Annotated in this window: 14 protein-coding genes and 1 tRNA gene; 6 read left to right on the forward strand and 9 right to left on the reverse strand. The window is 64.5% G+C overall.

All coding sequences use genetic code 11. From position 1 onward, the window contains the following. Nucleotides 1–466: 466 nt before the first annotated feature. Nucleotides 467–1,018, forward strand: coding sequence for a M48 metallopeptidase family protein (locus QYM46_RS08145; RefSeq protein ID WP_248279173.1), 552 nt, complete (start codon nt 467–469; stop codon nt 1,016–1,018). Here QYM46_RS08145 and QYM46_RS08150 read toward each other — a convergent pair. After that, a complete protein-coding gene (locus tag QYM46_RS08150; RefSeq protein ID WP_432791526.1) occupies nt 1,002–1,556 on the reverse strand; it encodes an NUDIX hydrolase in 555 nt (184 codons plus the stop codon). The two genes, QYM46_RS08145 and QYM46_RS08150, sit on opposite strands and share 17 nt — an antisense overlap. Continuing rightward, nucleotides 1,557–2,984, reverse strand: a complete 1,428-nt coding sequence (locus QYM46_RS08155; protein ID WP_432791527.1) for a zinc-dependent metalloprotease — start codon at nt 2,982–2,984, stop codon at nt 1,557–1,559. It lies immediately after the preceding gene. A gap of 171 nt (nt 2,985–3,155) precedes the next feature. On the opposite strand from QYM46_RS08155, the gene QYM46_RS08160 reads away from it, so the two are divergent. Continuing rightward, nucleotides 3,156–4,295, forward strand: a complete 1,140-nt coding sequence (locus tag QYM46_RS08160) for a YlbL family protein (protein WP_432791528.1) — start codon at nt 3,156–3,158, stop codon at nt 4,293–4,295. After that, a complete protein-coding gene (locus tag QYM46_RS08165) occupies nt 4,295–7,315 on the forward strand; it encodes a UPF0182 family membrane protein (protein WP_248279174.1) in 3,021 nt (1,006 codons plus the stop codon). Before QYM46_RS08160 ends, QYM46_RS08165 begins: the two co-directional genes overlap by 1 nt. Nucleotides 7,316–7,600: 285 nt before the next feature. Here the strand turns inward: QYM46_RS08165 and QYM46_RS08170 are convergent. After that, a tRNA-Met gene (locus QYM46_RS08170) sits at nt 7,601–7,674 on the reverse strand. Nucleotides 7,675–7,879: 205 nt separating this feature from the next. Here QYM46_RS08170 and QYM46_RS08175 point away from each other — a divergent pair. Further along, nucleotides 7,880–8,428, forward strand: coding sequence for a YceI family protein (locus tag QYM46_RS08175; protein ID WP_432791529.1), 549 nt, complete (start codon nt 7,880–7,882; stop codon nt 8,426–8,428). A 195-nt stretch (nt 8,429–8,623) separates the two neighbouring features. Here QYM46_RS08175 and QYM46_RS08180 read toward each other — a convergent pair whose 3' ends face one another. Genes QYM46_RS08180 through QYM46_RS08200 form a run of 5 tightly spaced genes read right to left on the reverse strand, consistent with a single transcriptional unit; the run spans nt 8,624 to nt 13,634 of the window. Continuing rightward, on the reverse strand, nt 8,624–9,889 hold the full coding sequence (locus QYM46_RS08180; protein ID WP_432791530.1) for an aminotransferase class I/II-fold pyridoxal phosphate-dependent enzyme: 1,266 nt from the start codon (nt 9,887–9,889) through the stop codon (nt 8,624–8,626). Next, a complete protein-coding gene (locus QYM46_RS08185) occupies nt 9,889–10,680 on the reverse strand; it encodes an inositol monophosphatase family protein (protein ID WP_432791531.1) in 792 nt (263 codons plus the stop codon). Before QYM46_RS08185 ends, QYM46_RS08180 begins: the two co-directional genes overlap by 1 nt. A gap of 9 nt (nt 10,681–10,689) precedes the next feature. Beyond that, entirely contained in the window at nt 10,690–11,802 is a 1,113-nt protein-coding gene (gene rsgA, locus QYM46_RS08190) for a ribosome small subunit-dependent GTPase A (protein WP_432791532.1), read from the reverse strand. 1 nt (nt 11,803) lies between these two features. Further along, entirely contained in the window at nt 11,804–13,144 is a 1,341-nt protein-coding gene (gene aroA / locus QYM46_RS08195) for a 3-phosphoshikimate 1-carboxyvinyltransferase (RefSeq protein ID WP_432791533.1), read from the reverse strand. Next, a complete protein-coding gene (locus QYM46_RS08200) occupies nt 13,137–13,634 on the reverse strand; it encodes a DoxX family protein (protein WP_169252090.1) in 498 nt (165 codons plus the stop codon). Before QYM46_RS08200 ends, aroA begins: the two co-directional genes overlap by 8 nt. Nucleotides 13,635–13,778: 144 nt before the next feature. On the opposite strand from QYM46_RS08200, the gene QYM46_RS08205 reads away from it, so the two are divergent. Both QYM46_RS08205 and rsrA read left to right on the forward strand, forming a co-directional pair. Beyond that, nucleotides 13,779–14,435 carry a sigma-70 family RNA polymerase sigma factor gene (locus QYM46_RS08205; protein ID WP_348981444.1) on the forward strand — a complete coding sequence of 219 codons (657 nt, stop codon included), beginning with the start codon at nt 13,779–13,781 and terminating at the stop codon, nt 14,433–14,435. Further along, a complete protein-coding gene (gene rsrA, locus QYM46_RS08210; RefSeq protein ID WP_025776939.1) occupies nt 14,432–14,689 on the forward strand; it encodes a mycothiol system anti-sigma-R factor in 258 nt (85 codons plus the stop codon). Before QYM46_RS08205 ends, rsrA begins: the two co-directional genes overlap by 4 nt. Nucleotides 14,690–14,789: 100 nt before the next feature. Here the strand turns inward: rsrA and QYM46_RS08215 are convergent, their stop codons facing one another. Then, nucleotides 14,790–14,864 (reverse strand): 50S ribosomal protein bL37, encoded by a 75-nt coding sequence (locus QYM46_RS08215; protein ID WP_098731028.1) that lies wholly within the window; start codon nt 14,862–14,864, stop codon nt 14,790–14,792. Nucleotides 14,865–14,881 lie beyond the last annotated feature (17 nt).

Here is a 14,881-nt window from a genome sequence, read left to right on the forward strand (position 1 = left end):
TGTGGAAAAACGGCTGAGGACAGGCCGGGAAACGTGTCCCGACGTGCCCTCAGCCGCATAGTGCCCCAGGCGCTCGCGAGGACTCGTGCGGCTTCCCCTACCGCACGCATCCTCGGGTTTTCCGGGGTCAAGCATAGAATTTATTCCGCAAACGCCGCCGCGTCAATGCATCGTCATGCACAGATACGTCAACAGCTTGTGGATAAGCTGTGGGAATCGCCGCGCGGTCTGTGGAGGAAAGGCGCCTTGAATGCCGGCATAGCTGTTGATAACCAGGCGCCGGGGTCGGATCAGCTCCTGTTCTGCGGGGCAGGCGATCGCCGAGGCGCCTGTGGACGGGGGATTCGACCCCGAGATTTCGACAGACTCAGGAAACTCACAAACTCGAGGGTCGGAAGCTCGTCCGTGTTGAGAGCCATTCCAGCGACGCTGTCACCGTGTCAGTGACGTTTCCTATGATGGTTCAGTGAGCAGAGCACAGCGGTGGAGCGAAGAAGAGGTGTTGCGAGCGATCGCGCGCGGCGAGATCGAAGTGCGCCGATCGCCGAGGCGGAAGAAGACCGTCGCCGTCTCAAAGGAGATCGAGACCTACGTTCTGCGCACTCCCGTGCGCTACAGCGTCGAGCACAACATCCGGTCGCTGACGGACCTGTTCAATCGCCTCTCCGCTCGCGACCATTCGTCGGATGCCGACCTCGTCGATCTGGCTGATGAGATGAATCGACGCTATTTCGGCGGCCGACTGCGGCCGGCGTCGATCCGCTGGGTGAGAAATCAGAATGTCAGCAGATGGGCGTCGACGACGACCTCGACGGGTGACATCCGCGTCTCGCATCGACTGCAGGCGGTGCCGCGCTGGGTGTTGGAGACCGTGGTGGTCCATGAGCTCGTCCACCTGCAGATCGGCCCGCATTCGAAGGAATTCCACGAGCTGGCAGATCGGCATCCGCGGCAGTCGGAGGCGAAACTCTACCTCGAGGGCTTCAGCGACGGGGAGCGATTCAGCCGCGGGAGATGAGCGCTGCCGCGGCGGAGCGGAAGAGGCCGGGCAGTCGTTTCGGCAGATCGGGCATGAGGTTCTCGGGCAGGCGGCCCAACGGGAACCATGCAACGTCGAAGGACTCGTCCGAGACATGTGGCGAATCGTCTGTCGACGCCTGGGCCGCATAGACGACGTCGAAATGTCGGGTACAGGCCCCGAATGCGGCCGACAGGTCGTGCACATGCAGATCGATCGGTGCGGCCGTGACTCGATCGAGCGGGTACAGACCGCTCTCCTCTTCCGCTTCCCTGCGCGCAGCACCACGGAGTGAGGCATCGTCGGACTCGAGATGGCCGCCGAACTGCCCCCACAGCCCGGCCTTCCGGTGGTGGTTGAGCAGGACTGCCTCGGCAGTCGGGTCGACGACCAGGCAGCTGGCTGTGACGTGGTGCTCACCGCCGGAACGGCGCAGGGACGCGGAGCCCTGCAGGTCGAAGAGCTCCGTGAAGGCCGCGGCGAACGAATTCCGAGGCCCACTATCGACTTCCTGCCGGGCGGTGTCGAGGTCGATCATTCAGCGACCGTCGGGATCGTCGGAACCATCATCGTCGGTCGACTCGGAAGCATCGGAATCCGAATCCTCCGACCCCTCGGACGCCTGTGCGTCATTGCCGCCGGTTCCCTCGAGTCCCTCGGCAAGGATGCGGGACAGGGCCTCATCGATGCTCGATTCGTTGGTCCATTCGGCATGGCGACGTTCGGAATATCCCAGTGGGTCGTCCAGATCCTGCGTGGTCGGCAGCAGATCCGGATGAGAGAACACGCGATCGCGGGCTTCGGCGCCGCCCTGCGTCTCGAGGTACGCGAAGAGCGCGGCAGCATCGCGGAGGCGACGGGGGTTGAACTCGAGGCCCACAAGGGTTGAGAAAGTCTTCTCGGCCGGCCCCGCGGTCGCCCGGCGACGGCGCAGAGCCTCGCGGATCTGGTCGCGACCGGGCAGATGCTTGCAGGCCTCATAGACGACGACATCGACCCACCCGGCAATGACGGCGAGGAGATTCTCCAATGACGTCAGGGCCTTCTTCTGGTCATCGGTCGTCGGCGGGTTGAACAGTCCCTGGCGGATGTTGTCGCTGAGGTCGGAGATGTTCGACGGGTCGATGTTCGACGCCATGTCCTCGATCTGCGAAGTGTCGACCTTCAGACCCTGGGCATAACGGGTCAGGGCAGTCTCGACCTGGGCACTCAGCCACGGGGCGCGCTCGAACAGCGCGAGGTGGGCGAGCTCCTGAGCCGCAAGGTAGATGCGGACCTCGGAAGCATCGACGTCGATCTCGGACGCGAACGACTCGACGTTCTTCTCGATGACCACAGCGGTGTCGTGGGGGAGCAGCGGCAGTCCCACCTCGGTGCCGGTCAGCACGCTTTCGGACAGCGCTCCGACGGCCTGACCGATCTGCATGGCGAACATCGAATCGCTCATCGATCCGAACATCGACGAAGCACCCGCAAGGATGCCCTTCATCTCGGCCGGAACCTGGGACTCGAGCGTATCGGTCAGGGCCGAGGACATGTTCTCCTTGATGGGCAGCACGAACTTCTGCCAGCCGGGCATCGTCTCCTTGACCCAATCGGTGCGGCGCAGGGGACGGGCTGAACGATTGGCGACGGAGAAGTCGGTCGCCTCGGCGAGCCAGAGTTCAGCCAGACGGAACGCATCGGTCGTCGCCCGCTCGGCTTCTTCGGATATCGAGGGATCGGGGGTCGGCACGGCCTTCTCGGCGATCGAGACGGCCTGGGCCTGCGGATCGGCGCCCTGGCCGAAGAGCCCCTGCATCTGGCTCATGATCGTGGACATCATCGCCGGATCGATCGAGAAGCCCTGCGGCATGCCCGAGCTGTTCTTGTCGTCTCCCTGACCGGATCCGGGACCATTGGCGCCGAAGAGCATTCCGAAGATCTGCTCGAACGGATTCTGCTCGTTGTTGTTGTCATCGGTCATTGTTCTACAGCCCCTAAGAATCGGTTTGACATCAACGTTAACGGTTCCGAATGTGCGAAGCTTCCCAATTCCGGGAGGTTTCGCAGGATGTTCGCACCGGGCGAAAGGAGTCTGTGAAACTCATGCTGAGGTTTCAACTAGACTGGTGGGGCGGTGCAGCGAAAGGACTACATGACAGAGAACGCCCCTCGGGCCGTGCCGGCGTCACCGGCACCGACACGCGGCACCAGACGACGACGGAACCCACGTCTGGCCACGACTTCGGGCGTCCTGACCTACGTCTTCATCGCGCTGGCCGTGCTCCTTCCGGTTCCGTATATGCTTCAGCTGCCGGGGCCGGTCTTCAACACCCTCGGCGACTACCAGGGCGATCCGATGATCAGCGTCTCGGGAGCCAAGACCTATCCGACGGCAGGTCGCATCGACATGCTCACGGTCGCCGTCAGCGGCGGTCCCGGTCGTGACGTCTTTGCCTCTCAGGCGCTCGGCGCACTCATCAGCGACGACCAGACCGTGGTGCCCACGGAGGCGTATTACCCGCTGGACACCACGCGTGAGGACGTGACCGAATCGAATGCGGTCGAGATGTCCTCGAGCCAAGACGTCGCTGTCGCAGCCGCGATGGAGCAGATGGGCAAGGCGTATACCGTGCATCTGTCGGTCGATGAGGTCGTCGCCGATGCTCCGGCGCAGGGCAAGCTGCGCAAGGGAGACCGACTCATGTCGGTCAACGGAAAGAAGCTGGACTCCGACCCCGAAGCTGCGCAGATCATGAGCAGGACCGTACAGGAATCTGATTCCGTCGAGCTCGGCATCGAACGCGACGGGAAGACGAAGACGATCAGTCTGACTCCCGGAACGGTCGACGACCGCAAGGCGATCGGCATCACGATGAAGCAGGACTTCGAGTTCCCCGTCGACGTGAGATTCAATGTCGACGGAGTCGGAGGGCCCTCCGCCGGAACGATGTTCGCTCTGGCCATCATCGATGAGCTCACCCCAGGTGCGATGACCGGCGGCAAGCATGTGGCCGGCACCGGGGAGATCACCCCCGACGGCGCGGTCGGGCCGATCGGCGGTGCCAGGCAGAAGGTGTCCGCGGCCACCGCGAAGGGGGCGACGCTGTTCCTCTCACCGGCCGACAACTGTGCGGAGGTCATGGCCGCCGCAGACCAATCCAAGATCACGGTGGCGCGCATCGACACGCTCGATGAGGCGCAGACCACCGTGGAGCAGTACGCCGCCGGCAACGCTTCGGATCTGCCGAAGTGTCCCGCCGACGGTGCCGACAACAATGAGAAAGGGCAGTAGTGAGCACCTCGTCCTCACCCACCTCCGCACGCATGCCGGCGAATCGGCCAAGACGTTCGCCGCTGCTGCTCACCCTCGTGTCTGTGGCGATCCTGCTGATCGCCTTCATCGCCTTCACCCAGGTCTACACCGAGGTGCTGTGGTTCCGCCAGATCGACGCTGCGGAGGTCTTCCGCACCATGTGGCTCACCCGCGGGCTGACGTTCCTCGGCGGTTTCATCCTCATGGCAGTTCCGGTCTGGCTCAGCCTGCACTTGGCCTACCGGCATCGTCCCGTCTATGCGCCGACGACTCCGCGACAGGAGAATCTCGACCGTTATCGCGAGGCCATCGAACCGCTGCGTCGGGTTGCGACGCTCGCGATTCCCGCGGTCATCGGCGTCCTCGCTGGCATCACCGCCTCGGCGAACTGGAACACGGTCCTCGAATGGATCAACTCGACGTCATTCGGTTCGAAGGATGCTCAGTTCGGCCTCGACAAGTCGTTCTTCGTCTTCGTCCTGCCCGGGCTGCGACTCATCGGCAATCAGCTGGGCATGGCTCTGCTCATGGCCCTCATCGCGGCCCTCGTCGCCCACTACCTCTTCGGCGGAATCCGTCCCGGGGAGCAGAAGGGCGTCATCCTGACGAAGGCCGCTCAGTGGCAGCTGGGCATCACCGTGGCCGTCCTCATCATCGTTCAGGCCGGTCGGCTGTGGCTCTCCCGCTACGACAGGATGACCGCTGCCGGCGGAATCGTCCCCGGCGTCACCTACGTCGACGACCATGCCGCCCTGCCGGCGATGGCGATCGTCGCCATCGCGGCCGTCCTGGTGGCACTGCTGTTCGTCTACACCGCGTGGAAGGGAAACTGGCGGATCTCGATCATCGCCACGCTCACTCTCATCGTGCTCGGCGGCGTCTCGATCATCGCCTACCCGGCGCTGCTCCAGCAGTTCCAGGTCAACCCCTCACAGCAGAGCAAAGAGTCGGAGTACATCCAGCACAACATCGATGCCACTCGTGAAGCATTCGACTTCGATGACATCGATGTGACACCGTACGAACCGAGCACCAGCGGCAAGAAGGGGGACCTGCGCAAGGACGCCGAGACCGCGGCCTCGATCCGTCTGCTGGACCCGAATCTCGTCTCCGACACCTTCCGCCAGCTGCAGCAGGTGCGCCCGTACTATTCGTTCCCGCAGAAGCTCGATGTCGACCGCTACGACATCGACGGAGAGATGCGAGATACCGTCATCTCCGTGCGTGAGCTGGCTCCGAGTTCGGTGAACAACCAGAGCTGGTTCAACCGGGCCATCGTCTACACCCACGGTTTCGGAGTGGTCGCGGCCAACGGCAACCAGCGCAACCCGGACGGCGAACCGCTGTTCATGGAATCGGACATCCCGCCGAAGGGCGACTTCCCCGAATACGAGCCGCGTGTGTACTTCGGCGAGTCGTCGCCGGACTACTCGATCGTCGGTGCGCCGAAGGGTGCGACTCCACGCGAGCTCGACTATCCCTCCGATGAGAAGAGCGGCTCCGGTCAGGTGAACAGCACCTTCGCCGGAGACGGCGGACCGTCGGTGGGCAACGTGTTCAACCGTCTCGCCTACGCTCTGAAGTTCCAGGACGAGCAGATCCTTCTCTCGGACGCTCTCAACGACGAATCTCAGATCCTCTACGACCGTCATCCGCGTGAACGCGTGGAGAAGCTCGCTCCCTTCCTCAAGGTCGACGGCGATCCGTACCCGGCCGTCGTGGACGGGAAGATCAAGTGGATCCTCGATGGCTACACCACTGCCGAGGACTACCCGTATTCGACACCGCAGCCGCTTCAGCAGGCCACCGAGGATTCGACCACGGCATCGGCTCCGAATTCAGTGGCGACTCTGCCGGACGATGAGGTCAACTACATCAGGAACTCGGTGAAGATCACCGTCGACGCCTATGACGGCTCCGTCGACATGTACCAGTGGGACAAGGACGATCCGGTTCTCAAGACCTGGATGAAGGTGTTCCCCGGACTCATCAAGTCCTCCTCGGAGATGTCCGGTGATCTGATGAGCCACGTCCGGTATCCGGAGGACATGTTCAAGGTCCAGCGCGATCTGCTCACGAAGTACCACGTCACCTCCGCCAGTGAGTTCTACTCCGGTCAGGACTTCTGGACTCTGCCGACGGATCCGACGACGAAGGCCAGCAGCGGACTCACGCAGCCGCCGTTCTACATGACCCTGCAGATGCCCGGCCAGCAGTCTCCGTCGTTCTCGCTGACGAGCTCGTACATTCCTGCTCGTTCGTCCGAGGGACAGTCGCGGAACAACCTCACCGGCTTCCTCTCGGCCGATGCCGATGCCGGAAACAAGAAGGGTGAGACCGCCGAAGGCTACGGCAAGCTGCGACTGCTGCAGCTTCCGCGCAACACGACAGTCCCCGGACCGGGCCAGGCGCAGAACAACTTCAACACCGCACCCGATGTGCAGCGCAGCCTCAACCTGCTGCGTCAGGGTGAGTCCGAAGTCGAGAACGGCAACCTGCTGACTCTGCCGATCGGCGGCGGCCTGCTCTATGTCCAGCCGGTCTATGTCCGGTCTGCCGGCGAGACCTCATATCCGCTGCTGCAGCACGTGCTCGTGGCCTTCGGCGAGGACATCGGATTCGCTCCGACTCTCGACGAGGCGCTCGACCAGGTGTTCGGGGGAGACTCCGGTGCCTCGGCCGGCGATGCCGGCACCGAGGACAGCGGAGACGGCGAATCCGGGTCCACCTCCGGCGGCGAGGACGCGGATTCGAACTCCGGTTCTCCGGACAAGGCCCTCAATGACGCTCTGCAGGAAGCGAAGAAGGCCATGGAGGATTCCGATGCCGCACTGAAGGACGGCGACTTCGCGGAGTACGGAAAGGCTCAGGATCGGCTGAAGAACGCGCTTGAGGATGCCGTGGCCGCTGATCCGTCACTGGCCGAGGACGCGGCGGGCGAGGGGTCCTCCGCTCCCGCCTCGGAGCCGGCTGACGAAGGCGGCGACTCGGGCAACTGACCCTGAGAAGTACCGGTTCGGCTTCTTGAGGCCGTGCCGACCGAGTTCGGGCTTTCTGCGACGAACGCCCCTGGGACATCCCAGGGGCGTTCGTCGTTCTCACACGAGCAGAATCGGCTGGGCCCGACTGCCGAATCGCCGAGCGCTCGAGTTGTCGTCGCTGTACCGCGTTATGAGGTGAGCGGTCGATGCTGAGTCGAGCGGTCGGCGGGGAATCTGGGCACGCGTGCGGTGAATGAGAAGAACCCCCAGTCAGAGAACTGACTGGGGGTTCTGCCGCTATCGTGGCGGGGGAGGGATTTGAACCCCCGACCTCCGGGTTATGAGCCCGGCGAGCTACCGAACTGCTCCACCCCGCGGCGTGTTCTTAACTCTACACGAGGGGTCACCTGGCGGCCAAACCGAAGACAGGTGACCTCCGCCACATGGTCACTTGCCGTTCACCTGCAAGGCCTGAGGCTGCATTGCAGTACTTCCGGAGGGTGATTCCGAGGGGCTTGCATATGATTGAAAGTTGAACTATAGTCGTTCTCGTACTTCAAATTTCAACCAAAAGGAGAAATCATGACTGCTCTGCCTCAGGGACTCACCGCCGGAACCTGGAACATCGACCCCATCCACTCGGAGTTCACCTTCACTGCTCGCCACGCAGGCGTGTCGAAGGTCCGCGGCCACTTCGAAGAGATCGCCGGCAGCGTGAATGTCGGTGAGACCCTCGAAGACAGCATCGTCTCCGCCGAGGCCTCTGCGGACTCGATCAACACCCGCAACGAACAGCGCGACGGTCACCTCAAGAGCGGCGACTTCTTCCTGGCCGAAGAACACCCGAAGCTGAGCTTCACGTCGACCGCGATCAAGGCCGGCGCCGCTGATGAGTTCGAGACCGTCGGTGAACTGACGATGCGCGGCGTGACCAAGGAAGTCACCTTCGCCACCGAGTTCGCCGGCGTTGCGACCGACCCGAACGGCAACCAGGTCGCCGGTCTCTCGGCCACCGCCACCGTCAACCGCAAGGACTTCGGCATGTCCTTCGAGGCTGTCCTCGGCGGCGGCGAACTCCTCGTCTCCGACAAGATCAAGATCGAACTCGAGCTCGAGCTCGTGAAGGCCTGATCTGACCTGAGCTGGGCTGCTGATCGGCGCGTGCGCCGACACGGAGCAAGACTCAGCGGGCAGCGCCGCCGCCCGAGACAGAAGGGGCGAACCGCGTCGGCGGTTCGCCCCTTCCGGCGTCTTTCGGCGCGGCGACTCCTGTGCCTTCCTCGTATCAGGAACTCATTCTGCCTCGACCACGAAAGCGGGTGATGCTCATCGTCTCTGCCGCAGAGCCTCCGGGTGCTCCCGCAGATGCCCGCCGAGGGCGATGAACAGCTGGGCGCCCTTGTCGACGTCTGCGACGGACTTGCAGAAGGAATACCGGATCGATGACCGATACGCCTCATAAGCCGGGCTGCCTGGCCTGCACAGAGCAGGCACGGGAATCCCGACCAAGGAGTATTCCCTGGCCAGCAGATCGTTGAGCTCGAACGCATCGAGGTCCGTCAGCGCAGAGAAGTCCACCACCGTGAAATACCCGGCCCACGGAATGGACACGTCGGCACCCGGCACGGTGCGACAGGCGGGCACGAGAACTTCGGCGCGTGCCTGCAGCGAAGCACGGTTCTCGGCGACGAACAGCGAATCACCGGTGAGCATGTCGGCCATCCCGATCTGCATCGGGCCGCCGGCCGTGAACGACAGGAACTGCTTGACCGTCTGGATGGCCTGACGAACCTCGGGGGAAGCGATGACCCAGCCGATCTTCCATCCCGTGGTGTTCCAGGATTTGCCCGCCGAGGAGACCGTGACGACCCGTGCAGAATCCTCGATGGCAACGGCGGGAGGAACATGCCCCTGATCGGTGAGGACGAGCTGTTCGTAGACCTCGTCGGAGACCACCCATGCGTCGACCGCCGCGGCTGCTCGACCGATCCGGGCGAGATCTGCAGCAGAGAAGATGAACCCCGTGGGGTTGTGCGGAGTGTTGACGAGGACGATCTCAGGCGCGACCTCGGCGATGACGGAATCGAAGACATCCCAATCAGGGGCGAACCCGCCATGGCCATCCGGCAGGATCGGCACCGTATGCAGCGTTCCACCGGCGGCAGCGATCGCCGCCGGATAGGAATCGTAGAACGGTTCGAAGGCGACGAGGGAGCCGCCGCGCGGCAACAGCGCGAGGATCGCAGCGGTCAGGCCCTCCGTGGCGCCCGCAGTGTAGAGCACCTCGCCCGGATCCACCCGCTGACCGAAATCACGACCGCGCTGAGCGGCCACCGCCTCGAGCAGCTGTGGGAAGCCCTGACCGGGGGCGTACTGATTGAATCCGGCCCGCATCGCCTCGGCCGTGGCGGCGATGAGCGCCTCCGGAGGGTCCGTGCCCGGAGCGCCCTGCCCGAGATTGACGGCGCCGACCTCAGCGGCGAACTTCGTCATCTGGCCGTAGATGGTCTCACCGATCGACCCGTCAGGATTCGTCAGACCTGCAGAATCGGCCATCGAATGCCACAGCGGGGCCCTCATGATGTCCGGCATCACGACACCTCAGCCGGGGCGACACGCCCGAGCCGATCGAGTGCGGCCTCATGGAGGCGAGAATTGCTGGCCAGCGCATTGCCGCCGAACGGCCCTGGCACACCAGCCGTGTTCGTGAAGGTGCCTCCGGCCTCGAGGACGATGGGCACGAGCGCGCCCATATCGTAGAGCGCGAGTTCGGGTTCGCAGGCGAGGTCGACAGCACCCTCGGCCAGCAGCATATAGGAGTAGAAGTCGCCGTATCCGCGAGTGCGCCACAGCGAATCGCAGAGGCCGAGGAACTCATCGAGGATGCCGAGTTCCCTCCAGCCCGACAGCGACGAATACGACAGGGACGCATCGGCGAGAGAGTCGACCGAAGACACGCTGATGCACTCGGCCGGGGACCCGAGCTCGGTCGCATAGGCACCCTGGCCCGCTTCCGCCCACCACCGGCGTCCGAGGGCGGGAGCGGAGACCACTCCCAGCAGCGGCTGGTCACCGTCGTAGAGCGAGATGAGCGTGGCCCACACGGGCACTCCGCGCACGAAGTTCTTCGTTCCGTCGATGGGATCGATGATCCACCGTCGCGATGACTGCCCGTGCGCCCCGAATTCCTCACCGAGTACGCTGTCGGCGGGTCGAACTTCGGTGAGGCGGTCCATGATCGTCTTCTCCACCGCACGGTCGCACTCGGTGACCGGAGTCAGGTCGGGTTTGGTTTCGACAGCGAAGTCCTGTGCCCGGAAGTGCGGGTGGCTGATGGCATCGGCGAGGTCGGCGAGTTCGATCGCCAGGTCGAGGTCGTTCATGCCTCCAGCCTATCCAGTCGAGGGCAGGAGCCGGCGCAGGGACTCCAGCCGTGAGACTCCTCCGGGGCCGGCTTTGCCCTCGGCCACCCAGTCATCGAGGCGACAACCGGGTGAATCGGCGAGGTGAGTGCAGCCGCGGGGGCATTCGGCCGTGGCGTCGACGAGTTCCGGGAACGCGGAGAGCAGGGTCTCCCGGTCGACATGGGCCAGTCCGAAGCTGCGCACTCCGGGGGTGTCGATGAGCCATCCGCCGCGTTCCAACGGCAGGCACACGGCCGACGACGAGGTGTGCCTGCCTCGTCCGGTGACATCATTGACATGGCCCGTCGCCCGGTCGGCGGCGGGCACGAGGATGTTGGTCAGGGTGGATTTGCCCACCCCGGAATGGCCGACGAGGACGCTGATGCGTCCGCGGAGGTGTTCGGCCACCTCGGCGTGGGGATCGGCCGCGGCCCCAACCGAATCTTCGGCGCTCGACCGAGCGACGGCGTCATCGGTCGGCGCGGCATCGGGGTCGATGGAGGATTCGACGATGTCGACTCCGGCAGCAGAGAACCGTTGCCTCAGTTCCGTGGCCGGGTGCAGATCGGTCTTCGTGACGATGAGCAGGGGAGTGATCCCTGCATCGAAGGCCGCGACGAGCGCGCGATCGATGAGACCGAACGAGGGATCCGGGTCCACCGTGGCGGTGACGATGCCCATGACATCGACATTGGCCACGAGGACGCGCTCGGTCGGGTCGGTGTCATCGGCGCTGCGGCGCAGCAGGGTCTGCCGCTCGGTGACCTCCACCAGCCTGGCCAGCGTTCCCTCGGCCCCCGAGGTGTCGCCGACGAGGCGGACGATGTCGCCGGGAACGATCGCCTGCTTGCGCAGGTGGGAGGCGCGCACGGCCGTCACCGAGGCGACCCGCCGAGATCGCTTCCCCTTCTTCCGGGACGGGGGAGCCGAGGGGAAGTTCCCGTCGTCGTCAGCGAGGATGACGCGGTACCTGCCCCGATCGACGGCAGTGACCAGACCGGAGACTGCATCCTTGTGATCCGGACGGTTCTTCGTCCGGGGGCGTGAGCCGCGTCGGTTCGGTCGGGGACGATAGTCCTCATCGCGGAAGATCTTCGCCATCTCAGGCTCCGGCGGTGAGCATGGCTTCCCACAGCTGGGTGAAGGCCGGGAGGGTCTTTGCCACAGTGCCCGCGTTCTCGATGACCATTCCGTCGTTGCGCAGGGCGAGGACGGCGCCGGCCATGACCATGCGGTGGTCGTGGTAGGTGTGCCACAGTGCTGGGCGCAGCTGCGTGGTGCCGGTGATCGTCAGCGAATCGGCGTGCTCGACGACGTCGACGCCGATGGCACAGTACTCCCGAGTCAGGGCGGCCAGGCGATCGGTCTCGTGTCCGCGCAGATGTCCGATCCCGCGCAGCTGCGACGTGCCTTCGGCCAGTGCCGCGAGGGCCGAGACCACCGGGGTGAGCTCGCCGACCGCCGACAGGTCGAGGTCGACGGCGGTGAGAGTCTCCGGGCCCTGCACATGCAGTCCGTCTCGGTCGAGGCGCACCGTCGCACCGAAGGCTTCGGCGATCTCGCGGAAGCCGTCTCCGGCCTGCGTCGTGTGCGCGGGCCATGCGGCGATGGTCACTGAACCGCCGGTGGCGACGGCTGCAGCGGCGAAGGCGGCGGCATTGGAGAGGTCGGGTTCGACCTGGACGTCGAGGCCGCGCGGCAGTCCGGGTTCGACGATCCAGCGTTCGGGTTCGGGTTCGCTGATGTCGACGCCGGCATCGCGGAGGACCTCGATCGTCATGTCCACATGCGTCCGACTGGGCACTGTGTCAGCAGTGTTGGTCAGTTCCAGGCCGAGGGGCATGACAGGCGCGGTGAGCAGCAGACCGGAGACGAACTGGCTCGAAGCGCTGGCATCGATGCCGAGGTGGCCGCCGCGCAGCTGCGAGTCGGCATGGATCGTCATCGGCAGGGTGCCGGCGGCGGAGGTGATCGAAGCACCGAGCTCCCGCAGCGAGTCGATCGTCACGGACATCGGCCGCACCCGGGCCTGCTCGTCACCGTCGAGGACGATGTCACGTCCCGTCAGCGCCGCGAGCGGAGGGATGAAACGCATGACGGTTCCGGCGAGACCGCAGTCGATGGTGATCGGAGAATCCGGCCCACCATCGCGCGCGTGCGCATCCGAACCGGCGAAGGGAATCGGCTCGACGTGGAGCTCATCGCCGTCTTCGTCGATCACGGCACCGAGGCGGCGCAGGGCTTCGACCATCAGCAGCGTATCCCGGCTGCGCAGCCATCCTGTCAGGTCGGAGCCGGAACGGGCCAGGGCCGCGAGGATGAGATAGCGGTTCGTCAGAGACTTGGAACCGGGAACGGAGACAGCGGCAGAGACGGCGGAACCGGCGACCGGCGGCTGCCAGTCGCCGGTCACCGGGGGAGTGTGCGTGGAGATGTCAGTCAACTCCGAGTGCGTTCAGGGCCTGCTTCGAGGTGTCTTCGACGCTCGACCACAGGTCTTCGGCCGCGTGCTGGGTGCGCCACCACAGGCCGGGTCGTCCGGCGGTGTCGACTGCGGCGAGCAGAGCGCCGCCGAGCATCGAGGTGCGCAGCAGAGTGCGTTCGTTGCGCACCTTCTTCTCCTCTTTCGACGTCGTCTTGTCGGCAGACAGACGTTCACCGACGGTGTCGAGCAGATAGGTGCCGACGAGGATCGAAGCGCTGAGGCGGGGGAATCGCCCGATGGCCAGCAGCGAACCTGCTGCGACCTGCGCAACACCGGTGGCGCGTGCGAGAGTCACTGCATCGACGGGGACGTCGGCCTGCTTGCGGGCCTGGTTGAGGAGCGGGCCGACCGATGCGGCAGCCGCTTCCGGCTTGCGCAGTCGCTCGACGCCGTTGAGGATGTAGCCGGCGGCCAGCATGGGCCGTGCGATCAGGCGAATGGGAGACACAGTGGTCCTTCCTACGTGGCGGTCATCTCACTGGCAAGCATAACTGCTGAGGTGGGAATAGTGGGACGCCGACCCGATGTTGTACAGGGCGAAGCCATTCGACGGGTGGACCGTCGCGAAGTCGACAGGCAGAAGGAGAAGTCTATGAGCGCCACTGCCGTCCTGGAGAGAACGGGCGTACCATTGACTGCGATGACCGAATCAGTCAAAGATGCCCCCGAAACCGCCGCCGAGAGGTCGGAGCGTTTCGAGCGGGATGCTCTGGAATATGTCAACCAGCTCTACGCTGCCGCCCTGCGTATGACGCGCAACCCGGCAGACGCCGAGGATCTCGTCCAGGAAGCCTATGCGAAGGCTTACGCGGCCTTCCACCAATACAAACCGGGCACCAATCTCAAGGCCTGGCTGTACCGGATCCTGACGAACACCTTCATCAACAACTACCGCAAGAAGCAGCGGCAGCCCCAGGAGCACGGCAGCGAGGACATCGAGGACTGGCAGATCGCGCAGGCGAACAGCCATTCGTCCTCCGGAGGGCGGTCGGCCGAACTCGAAGCCCTCGACCACCTTCCCGACTCAGACGTCAAGGAAGCGCTGTCGGCTCTGCCCGAAGACTTCCGCATGGTTGTCTACTACGCCGATGTCGAAGGCCTGCCGTACAAGGAGATCGCCGAGATCATGGAGACGCCGATCGGCACAGTGATGTCGCGGCTCCACCGCGGGCGCCGACAGCTGCGGGAGATGCTGGCCGACTATGCCGCCGAACGCGGTTTCGTGAGTCATGAGGGAGGTGCGAATTGAGCAACGAGGGATGCTGCGAAAGCGTCAGGGCCGAGTCTCTGATGCGCATCTACCATTATCTCGACGGAGAGCTGACGACGACGGAGATCCGTGAGATCTCGATCCACCTCGAACAGTGCCCGTCGTGTCACGACGAGTACGAGATCGAAGCGCTGCTGAAAGAGCTTGTGCGTCGTTCATGCAGCCACGACCGAGCCCCGATGGGACTGCGTGAGAAGATCCGCCAGCGGATCGCATTGGAGCAGAACTCCTGACTCAAGTCTCGACCAGAGCCTGAGCGCTCCGGGAACAACGAAGGCGGGAAGAGAATCGAATCTCTCCCCGCCTTCGTCTTTCGCCGAACGAATCAGCGAATCATGCGTTTGGACGCTTGCCGTGGTTGGCTTTCTTACGGCGGCGATCGCGACGCTTGCGGCCACGCTTGCTCATTGTGCCCTCCTTTGATA

Source organism: Brevibacterium sp. K11IcPPYGO002 (assembly GCF_050920635.1).
Lineage (GTDB): Bacteria > Actinomycetota > Actinomycetes > Actinomycetales > Brevibacteriaceae > Brevibacterium.